Source organism: Anabaenopsis arnoldii (assembly GCF_028331025.1).
Lineage (GTDB): Bacteria > Cyanobacteriota > Cyanobacteriia > Cyanobacteriales > Nostocaceae > Anabaenopsis > Anabaenopsis arnoldii.
The window spans coordinates 1-9454 of record NZ_JAQMUH010000184.1; the positions used below are offsets into that span (position 1 = coordinate 1).

11 protein-coding genes are annotated in these 9454 nt (G+C 42.6%); 6 read left to right on the forward strand and 5 right to left on the reverse strand.

Annotated features, from left to right (window positions below):
• The first annotated feature begins 152 nt into the window (after window positions 1–152).
• From PN457_RS16110 to PN457_RS16120, 3 genes are all read left to right on the forward strand, one after another.
• Window positions 153–407 carry a DNA methyltransferase gene (locus PN457_RS16110; RefSeq protein ID WP_271734448.1) on the forward strand — a complete coding sequence of 85 codons (255 nt, stop codon included), beginning with the start codon at window positions 153–155 and terminating at the stop codon, window positions 405–407.
• Window positions 408–520: 113 nt separating this feature from the next.
• On the forward strand, window positions 521–787 hold the full coding sequence (locus PN457_RS16115; RefSeq protein ID WP_271734428.1) for a transposase family protein: 267 nt from the start codon (window positions 521–523) through the stop codon (window positions 785–787).
• Window positions 788–805: 18 nt separating this feature from the next.
• Window positions 806–1975 (forward strand): homocysteine biosynthesis protein, encoded by a 1170-nt coding sequence (locus PN457_RS16120; RefSeq protein WP_271734429.1) that lies wholly within the window; start codon window positions 806–808, stop codon window positions 1973–1975.
• 133 nt (window positions 1976–2108) lie between these two features.
• Here PN457_RS16120 and PN457_RS16125 read toward each other — a convergent pair whose 3' ends face one another.
• Window positions 2109–3098 carry a hypothetical protein gene (locus tag PN457_RS16125; protein ID WP_271734430.1) on the reverse strand — a complete coding sequence of 330 codons (990 nt, stop codon included), beginning with the start codon at window positions 3096–3098 and terminating at the stop codon, window positions 2109–2111.
• Window positions 3099–3473: 375 nt separating this feature from the next.
• Here PN457_RS16125 and PN457_RS16130 point away from each other — a divergent pair, with 375 nt between their 5' ends.
• The gene (locus PN457_RS16130) at window positions 3474–4313 is read left to right on the forward strand and encodes a tetratricopeptide repeat protein (protein ID WP_271734431.1); all 840 of its coding nucleotides are present in this window, start codon (window positions 3474–3476) and stop codon (window positions 4311–4313) included.
• Window positions 4314–4335: 22 nt separating this feature from the next.
• Here PN457_RS16130 and PN457_RS16135 read toward each other — a convergent pair whose 3' ends face one another.
• The 3 genes from PN457_RS16135 to PN457_RS16145 form a co-directional block, all read right to left on the reverse strand.
• Window positions 4336–4950 (reverse strand): TMEM165/GDT1 family protein, encoded by a 615-nt coding sequence (locus PN457_RS16135; protein ID WP_271734432.1) that lies wholly within the window; start codon window positions 4948–4950, stop codon window positions 4336–4338.
• Between the two features lie 317 nt (window positions 4951–5267).
• A complete protein-coding gene (locus PN457_RS16140; RefSeq protein ID WP_271734435.1) occupies window positions 5268–5771 on the reverse strand; it encodes an SgcJ/EcaC family oxidoreductase in 504 nt (167 codons plus the stop codon).
• A 308-nt stretch (window positions 5772–6079) separates the two neighbouring features.
• On the reverse strand, window positions 6080–7807 hold the full coding sequence (locus PN457_RS16145; RefSeq protein ID WP_271734438.1) for a succinate dehydrogenase/fumarate reductase flavoprotein subunit: 1728 nt from the start codon (window positions 7805–7807) through the stop codon (window positions 6080–6082).
• Between the two features lie 340 nt (window positions 7808–8147).
• Between PN457_RS16145 and PN457_RS16150 the strand changes: the two genes are divergently transcribed.
• Together PN457_RS16150 and PN457_RS16155 are read left to right on the forward strand one after the other, a co-directional pair.
• Entirely contained in the window at window positions 8148–8720 is a 573-nt protein-coding gene (locus PN457_RS16150; protein WP_271734441.1) for a hypothetical protein, read from the forward strand.
• A 5-nt stretch (window positions 8721–8725) separates the two neighbouring features.
• Window positions 8726–9136, forward strand: a complete 411-nt coding sequence (locus tag PN457_RS16155) for a hypothetical protein (RefSeq protein WP_271734443.1) — start codon at window positions 8726–8728, stop codon at window positions 9134–9136.
• Window position 9137: 1 nt separating this feature from the next.
• Here PN457_RS16155 and PN457_RS16160 read toward each other — a convergent pair.
• Window positions 9138–9454 (reverse strand): HNH endonuclease (locus PN457_RS16160; RefSeq protein ID WP_271734445.1); only part of this gene is annotated, 317 nt, incomplete at its 5' end.

Genomic DNA, 9454 nt, shown 5'->3' on the forward strand with positions numbered 1-9454 from the left:
CAGGGAACAGGGAACACACCGAACAGAGATTAAGAAGGAATATTCAGGCATTTTCTTCAATAACCAACATTATTTCCCTTATACGGTAAGCCTTTTCGGATTTTATCAAAACAATTTAGCATATTAGGTACTGAAGAACCTCATTTCTGAATATAGAAAATAAGAAAAGGAATAGCTTATTTCCATGGCGTGGTCAATTTTCGCCCCAGTTAGTTGAGTATCTTTTAGCAGAAAACAGCTCTAATGATTTTTCTATACTAGATCCTTTTTGTGGTTGTGGAACTACTTTATATGAGGCAGCAAGAAAAAACTTTACCTGCTATGGAACTGATGTAAATCCTGCTGCCTATATTTTTTCATCAATAATCAATTTTTGCGCCAGGGTAAGCTCATCTAATTTAGTATAAAAATGACTTGACAAAAGAATCAGAATAGGGAGCAGAAATAATATACTTGACACAGAAGAAGAACAGTGAGATGACAAAAATACCTGCCCTGAACACTATCTTCATCAATCTTTATGTCATCTGGATTTAAAACCAAGCCAACTGTAACCAAGAAAAAAGCTAATCATGGACAAGTAGCATCTGTAGAAGCGATTCACCAGAGTTTAGTGGAGAACTTGAGAGATATCAAAGACCCCAGAATAGAAAGAACAAAGAAACACAACCTTACAGATATCCTGGTCATAGCAATTATGGCGGTGATAGCCGGAGATCCACCAGACAAACAAGCAAAAGCCATCGCCACAGTGTTAGAACAAGCCGAGTTACTTTATCAATCTTAGGGTATAATTGGCTCAAAAATGCGAACAATAGCCGAAATTAACGACAAAATCAGCCGCCAACGTGCAGTAGTATTGACTGTAGAAGAACTAAAAGCACGAGTTGCTGAAGTTGGTATTACTCAAGTAGCCAAAGAAGTTGATGTCATTACCACGGGTACATTTGAGCCGATGGAGTCCAGTGGTGCAATTATTAACCTGGGACAAACTGACCCCCCGATTAAAATTCGCCGCTGTTGGATAGATGGCGTACCAGCCTACGCAGGGTTTGGGGCGGTAGATTTATACTTGGGTGCAAGTTGTCCCGTAGATACCATGGATGGGGAAGAAGTCCGAGAACATGGCGGTGGCCATGTGATAGAAAATTTGATCGCTGGGAACCCCGTACAGATCAGAGCTTTGGGACAAGTAACAGATTGTTACCCCAGGGCGAGCTTTGAAACTACCATTACCCGTGACACCATCAATCAGTTCTATTTATTCAATCCGCGCAATCTTTACCAAAACTTTATTGTCGGCGTTAATGGGGGCGATCGCCCACTATTTACTTATCTAGGTCCTTTACAACCGAGTTTAGGAAATGCGGTTTACTCTAACCCCGGTGCAATTTCCCCCTTACTCAACGACCCAGATTTACAACTAGTTGGCATTGGTACCAGGATATTCTTAGGTGGTGGTATTGGCTATGTTGCATGGGAAGGAACTCAACACTTCCCCTTACAAAAACGCTTACCCAATCATACACCCATTGGACCGGCTGCCACTGTAGCCTTAATCGGCGATGCTAAACAAATGAATCCCCAGTGGGTGCGGGGTTGTTACTTTAAAAGCTATGGTCCCTCATTAATGTTGGGTGTAGGTGTCCCCCTCCCGGTATTAAATGAAGAGGTAGTTAAATATTGTGCCGTCCAGGATAAAGACTTAGTAGCGCCCATCGTAGATTTTTCCATTCCTCGGCGAGTTCGTCCTACCTTTGGACTGGTGAGTTACGCCCAACTCAAGTCAGGGCGGATCACCATTGATGGTAAAAATGTCAGGGTTGCTCCCCTAGCTAGTATATTATTTTCTAGGGCGATCGCCACGGAATTAAAAGCGTGGATTGGTGCGGGTACTTTTACCCTCACAGAACCAGTGGCTCAAATTCCCATGGACAGATCATTTTTACCCCAAGATCGCTGGACAGATTTTTAGCATGGGGAATGGGGAAGTGTTCATCTTCCCCCCTTTCCCCGTCTTTACGACTCGTGATACTTATGAGCAAGAGTTTTTAACCAGGGGATATCAGCGAATTGCCAAATTTACTTGACATGAAAATCCTAGAATATCACTCCTGAACTGGTTTCGCCCGTTTAATGGGCTTAGGAGCAGGCGCTTTCGGTATCGGTTTAGATACCGCCAATGGTTCGCCGGCTGTTTTCTTGATTGGTTTTGGGGTTTCCCCATTACGTCTGCGGGGAAATGGCTTTCTCGCACCACCACCAGCACGGGGACTACCTTTAAAGGGCGGTTTGCGTTTTTTGGGTAGATCCGCGATCGCCTTAGCTTTTTCTACTACCAATACGTCACCTTCCCGCTTGGCTTGAAAGTCCCAGAACTTGCTCACAGCTTTGGTGGTCAACACACCCCGCAGTTTCAACTTAAAATATTTGGGTTTATCACCAGTTTTCCGGGGAGCTTGCTTAATTTTGACCACTAAACTTTTAGCGTCAAAAGACTGGTAAACTACCTCACCACGCACGGAAAAAGTACCATCAGCCATTTCGGAGGAAGATAGCACTTCACTTGTAGATTCTTCTTGGTTTTTGGGTAGCTCATCATCGGTTTTGTGTAAATCTTGGATGAAGGAATCTTGCTTGTCCTGTTCTGTGGGCTGTTTAGCCAAATTTTCTGGATCCCAAACCCCCACAATTTGCAGGTGTAAGGTGTCGTTTTCTTGGCGGGTGCGTGGGTAAACTACCCACAAATGATCTTTCTCTAAATCTAGGTGATTTTTGACTAAGCTCATAATCCGTCCCAGGAGAACAGCGTTGAGTTGCACGCCATCTGTGGTTATCAGGGTACCTTGAGTAAATTGTTCGCTGCTAGCAAGGTAACGACCCCGGACTAACCCGATGGCTCGGTATTGCATTGTTTCACTGGGTGGTGGGATTGGTTGCACCCGATGAAGCTCAGTTTCATTTGAGCTGGTGTCACTAGGTTGAAAATGGGAATTTTCCAGGTCAGAGGCCTGGACTGCTACTGTATGACCATTAGCAGCTTGATGGTTGGTAGAAAAGTTAGAAGATTCAGGTGAGGGCATCAGGTGGGAATTCATAAAAACTCCTTGCGGCGGAGACACATCCCAATTATGGGATTTAACGAAGGCAACTAAAAACAGGGTTTGTGCGGTTAATGAAAATATATTAGCTGTTCACAAACCTACACCAGGGCGAGCCATACAATGAGAAGGAAGCTACATTAATGTATTAACACAAATATAACTGGGAGCCTTTACACTGGTTTGGGAAGCATATCATAAGTAAATTTCTGACGGATCCTCCTAAAGTCATCACTTTTTTTAGCAATGTGAATAGTTAATTGTTATAAAATTCACAGGCCATTGGCGGTATTCCGCAAGCTTTTGGAAATTTTTCGCCTTGTGATTTATGTAAATGATCATGTCGTTTGAATCTTGGAGTAAAACTAAACTGTGTCTCAACCGCGCAATACTTGGAAAATTAAGATTGTTTTAGCCTTGGGAACTATTTCCTTTCTAGGTGCTTCCCTAATTCCGATTATTGGATCCTTGAAAAATCCCCCGCCCTCAACTGAAAATACCCCTGTCAGCACAGCCTCATCTGAGCAATTATCACAGTTGCAAGACCAAGCAAAAAGTTATGAGTTGGTTTTACAACGGGAGCCAGAAAATCAAACTGCGCTCAATGGTTTATTGCAGGTGAGGCTACAACTTCTGGCTTTAAATCAAGGTGATATTAAAGCAGTCATTGAACCTCTAGAAAAACTCACTCAACTTAATCCAGAACGGTCTCAATATGGGGTGCTATTAGCCGAAGCCAAGCAGCAAATAGGCGACCAGGAAGGATCAGCCCAAGCTTACCGCTCAGTTTTAACCACTAACCCCGGTGAGTTGAACGCTTTACGGGGTTTGGTGGCTCTGTTGCTCAAACAGCAACGTCCTGATGAGGCTGTGAGTTTGCTCGAAGACACTCTTTCTGGAAAGACAACCCAAACGGGAAGTTTGGATAGGGGAGCTGTACAGGTTCTATTAGGTACTGTTCACGTTTCCCAGAAACGCTATGGGGAAGCTACCTCTATCTATGAGCAAGCAATTAAGAATGATCCTCAAGATTTTCGTCCCGTTTTAGCAAAAGCATTGCTCCTCAGAGAACAGGGTAAACCAGATGAAGCTCAACCTTTATTTGATAACGCCCTGGCTTTAGCACCTGCTCAGTACAAAGATCAAGTTAATAGGGCTATCGCTCCCCCCACTTCTGCGCCTACTCCATCGCCCACAAAACCAGGAGAGTAACTACATTATTTACAGTGATAAATTACACTCTGATAGCAGCCAGGATGCCAAAAATCAGAAATAGACATCCGCCAGTAAAAGTGAGTTGACGTTCCGAAATACGTCCGGCAATCAGTTTACCTCCAATCACGGCGATCGCAGTGCAAATTATATGCCCTAACACTGCACCCGCAGCTACTCCCACAGGGTTATATCTGGCTGCTAGGGCAATTGTGGCTATTTGCGTGCGATCGCCCCATTCTGCTATAAATGTCAGGGTGAAGGCTTCTATGAAAATTGCTAAGGGGCTTTTTGACTTTCTTTGTAAATCTGCCTTATATACTGCCTCTTTGGCCTCATTGATTACTTCTATCTCCGAGCCTGACTCAGGCATTTTACTAGCTTCATAGAGCAGTTTGATCCCGAATCCTAGAAATAATAGTATTTCCGCATACTTGAGGTAAATTTCTGGTAAGAAAGATACAAACCTCCCGAATATGACAGACAAAATTGTCATGGCGGCTAGTGCGCCGGCTACACCGATTAATACCAGCTTACGCGAGTATTTCATCGCTAAAATTACGCCTATAAAAAATGTTTTATCCCCTAACTCGGAAACTGTAATTAGTAACAAACCTGCTGTAAATGCTGTTAACACTCTCTTTAACTCCTGAAGGATTTTTTACCTGTGTGGAGCTTCAATGAGAGTGGCAAAACTTCACTGAGAGCTACACACAATTTTTTGTGTAAACTCAGTGAAGGTCTCGCTGCCAAATCAAATATTTATCATATTATCATTTGTCATCTGAACCAGGTTCATCACCAGTATGTTGACTCAGATGTTTAAAATAAAGTGACTTTATTTTAAAGCTACTCCCCTTCTCTATAGACTTAATTATACACCTATTCGCGATGGGAGTCAAGCAATATTTATTCTTGCTTAACTCCACTGGATGTTTTTAGAAGCTGTGCCTACTATTGAGCACTGCTAACTGGTTCTGGCATAGCTGAAGAGTGATGTTCTGCTATGAGCCATTGATTGCCGACTTTATTATAAACAAAGGTGTATCTGGCTGGAACTTCCTGAGTCTGACCATTACTGGTAAGTTTAAATGTATATGTTCCTGAATCAATAGCTACACCACAATACAGGCGAATACTGCTGTAATTAATACGCCCTACGGGCTGCTTTTGTAAGAAAGTTACAAAATAGTCCTGAATTTCTTCATGATTTCGTCGCACTTTGTTAGAAACTGTAGGCAACAAAATAGCATTTCTCGCATAGTTGAGAGTGACTTTATTTGGGTCACCTGTCTGTAAAGACCCGTTCCATCGGTCAAACAGTTCGGCAATTTCTGGTCTAGTTACCTCGGGACATTGAGTTTGGGCTTGGAGAGGAGTGATTTGTAAAACCGTTATACTAGCAAGTGCAGCACCAACAATTGATGCTAGTGCATAGGGAAGAAATTTTGTTGCCATAAATAAATTTTGTTTGGATCTTGACGGGACTGTAAACTGTGAATACTCCCTCTTGTGAGCGGTTTAAGAGTGAATATGATAGCGGTGTATGCTTCCCATTAGTTTGAGGTTATCCGGGTGAATATTCCCATATCAACGGGAATTATAGAAGAATAAACTATTAATATTAAAATAAATATTGATTTCTTAATATTACTACAATTTAGTATTCACACTCCCCGGTTTTCTGAACCGGGGGAGCTTAACCTCAAAAGGTCTTTTACCAGGTTTTGTCAAACTAGTAATGAGGTTTCGAGTGCGAAAACTTCCTAATATTTGCGCTCCTTTGGTTCAAACATATTAATCACCACTGGGCGATATTGAATATCAATACCCGATGGAGAATAATAAGCCATGGTGTGTTGCAGAAAGTTGACATCATCCCGCTGGGGATAGTCTTCGCGGAAATGTGCACCGCGACTTTCTTGGCGATTTATAGCTGAGGCTAAAATTGTTTTTCCTACTACTATTAAACTTTTTAGTTCTAAGGCTTCTACTAGTTCTGTATTCCAGCAAGTACCCTGATCATCTAAATAAATCTCAGAATATTGCTGTTGCAATTGTGTTATTTTATCCCAACCTGCGCCCATTAATTCGGCGGTGCGAAACACACCACAATGCTCAGTCATGCAATCCTGGAAAGCCTGACGCACTTGGTTAATTCGATATTTTCCTGGTTGTTCTATTAAGGTTTGTATTTCTGCGTGAGCTTGTTGAATGTAACTTTGCTCATCTACATTGGGTAACCGCCGTTTCTGGACATATTCAGCGATCGCCGCCCCGGTACGCTTACCATAAACTACACATTCTAGCAGCGAGTTACTACCCAGACGGTTAGCACCATGGACAGATACACAAGCGGTTTCACCAGCAGCAAAAAATCCTTCTACTAAATGATCACCACTGCTGCGGACTTGACCATCTGTATTCACAGGGATACCACCCATACAATAGTGATTAGTGGGACGAATGGGTATAGGTTGAGTTACAGCATCCACACCTACTAAACGGTGTGCTTCTTCCCAACAGAAGGGGACACGACTCATAATTTTTTCTTTACCCATGTGTCGCAGGTCAAGATAAACAAACGGACCACCCGCACTACCATCAGGATGAATACCACGACCAGCGCGAATTTCATAGGCGATCGCCCGCGAGGTAATATCACGGGGGGCTAGTTCCATGCGACTAGGTGCGTAATTTTTCATAAAGCGATCGCCATCACTATTAATCAAATAAGCCCCTTCTCCCCGCACAGCTTCAGAAATCAGTACCCCGACCGGATACAAACCAGTGGGATGAAATTGCACAAATTCCATATCTTCCAAAGGTAACCCTGCCAAAGCAGTCATAGCCAAACCGTCACCCGTAGAAGCATAATCATTAGAAGTGGTATTATAAACGCGACCATAACCACCAGTCGCAAACATTACCGCCTTAGCTCGTAATACTTCTATATGTCCATCGAGCAAGTGAAACATCACCACACCCTTCACCTCACCTGATTCTAAAATCAGGCGCATCACATACCACTCTTGATAAACTTGCACACCATAACGCCGCAAATTGTTCACCAACTCATGGAGAATCGCGTGACCAGTTTTATCCGCAGCGTAACAAGTGCGATTATGGGAATGTCCGCCAAAAGCCCGTTGAGCAATCCGACCATCAGGTAACCGCGAGAATAAAACACCCATGTGTTCCAAGTCAATCACCACATCTGGCGCTTCTTGGGCGAGAATTGCTACCGCGTCCTGGTCTGCTAAATAGTCAGACCCCTTGACAGTATCAAAAGCGTGTGCTTCCCAACTATCTCCTGAATCAACATTTTTGAGTGAGGCCGCCATTCCCCCTTGAGCTGCTACCGAGTGGGAACGTATCGGGTGAGTTTTAGCCACCAGAGCCACATTTAAACTAGGGTCAGTACGGGCAATTTCCACCGCAGCACGACATCCGGCTAATCCACCACCGACTATAATCACATCATGTTCGAGCATAATTAACCCTTTGTGCAATCACTTGTTGTTCTATGTTAGTAGAGCAATTCATCTACCCCATTTCACTCAGCAAAAGTGGTGTGAGCATTCCATCCATGGCTAAAGGCAAAAAATAATAATACTGGTATGTTATCTATGTCATCTATCTCAAGATAGATATTAGGGTAAGCATTGATAAATCAAAACATTGGGGTTCAGAATACAGTCATATTGTGATATATAATTTAACAGTTATATTGATATAATTATGTAAATTTACTTTCAACGAATCAACTTCAAGTTCCCATACCTGTTGATGCTTTTAACCCCAAGTAGGTAAAAGCAAACATTAAATAATCCTATGGTGCAAAAAAACAATCAATCATCTGCACGCTTTCGTTCCGCCACAGAGTTTCCCAAAACCATTGAGGGACTTAACAACAATGAAGTTGATATCTTGTATCAAGAAATGCGAGCTTGTCTAGTTTTCACAAATCGTAGTCGTTCCCAGTTGCTCCGCAGAAATAAAGAACATAAACAACGGATGCAAGTTCTAATTAACCAACTGAAACAGGAAAAAACAGAAGTTGCCGAAGTTTACCGCCAGACTGTGGTACAAATGGAAAATGAAATCGGCTCCATGAGTCGATATTTAGACCAACTTTCTACAGCCTTTGATTCTGTCTCAGATATTGAGAATCCAGAACAAGCACACTGGAGTTATTTATCTTTTCCCAGCAGGTTCTTCAAATTGGTGCAAGCAATTAAATCAATTGTACTATGGTGGCGGGAAGAAAAGACCCAGGAAACAGTAAAATTACCATCTGTCAATGTATCCTCCTCTCCTATTATCACTGAGGAACCGGACGACAAACCACAAATGTCTCAAGACCCCCGTTCAATCGGAAAATCTCTTTTAGATAATGAGTCATAAAAATCATGGGTAAAAAACGCCTCAATCAACTGTTAGAGGTTCTCAAGGACAATTACCAGCGAGACTTGCACAATTCCGCCGCCATTTACACAGTTGCGCAAGTGGCCATAAATGAACTAAACCAGGAAGTTTACCAGAGCAATGAACCCGCCATAGCTGCTTTACCTTTTGCACCCAATTTACTAGATAAAGATCAACTTCTACAACAGTATGGCTCCTATAATGGGTGTCGCCAAGCAGCTAAAGAACGGGGAATTAAATTTTCTCGAACTCCTAGCTGGGAACAGCTAGCAGCAGCTTTGAGTTATGCAGAAATTTTACAAAAAATCATCACAAATTATGTCACTACATACCCTTACCCACAGCTACAAGGAACTAAGTTTGAGTTAGTTTTCCCCGTTGGTGATGAATATTAAACTAAGCCGGTCGGTCACCCAACCGACTCGTCTTCAAAACCGTACGTGAGACTTTCACCTCATACGGCTCCTCGGTAATATGGTTCTTGTCATGAATACCTACAAGACTTCCATCACTGGCTGTCTTCTTGTCGTGGCAATGTCTGTGCAATAGTTGTAGATTTTTGGATTCATCTCTTCCACCTTTAGAAAGGGGTAAGATGTGGTCTACTTCCATTACATCACTGTCCCTAAAGTAATGCCCACATTCTGGACATTTACCCTTTTGCCTCTTAAGTAGAGTCGATACTCTTTTATTGGCTTCGGGATGGTTTGTCA

Coding starts and splice junctions, on each gene's coding strand:
- PN457_RS16115 (WP_271734428.1), top strand. CDS start 521: ATGTCATCTGGATTTAAAACCAAGCCAACTGTAACCAAGAAAAAAGCT.
- PN457_RS16120 (WP_271734429.1), top strand. CDS start 806: ATGCGAACAATAGCCGAAATTAACGACAAAATCAGCCGCCAACGTGCA.
- PN457_RS16125 (WP_271734430.1), bottom strand. CDS start 3,098: ATGAATTCCCACCTGATGCCCTCACCTGAATCTTCTAACTTTTCTACC.
- PN457_RS16140 (WP_271734435.1), bottom strand. CDS start 5,771: ATGGCAACAAAATTTCTTCCCTATGCACTAGCATCAATTGTTGGTGCT.
- PN457_RS16145 (WP_271734438.1), bottom strand. CDS start 7,807: ATGCTCGAACATGATGTGATTATAGTCGGTGGTGGATTAGCCGGATGT.
- PN457_RS16150 (WP_271734441.1), top strand. CDS start 8,148: ATGGTGCAAAAAAACAATCAATCATCTGCACGCTTTCGTTCCGCCACA.
- PN457_RS16155 (WP_271734443.1), top strand. CDS start 8,726: ATGGGTAAAAAACGCCTCAATCAACTGTTAGAGGTTCTCAAGGACAAT.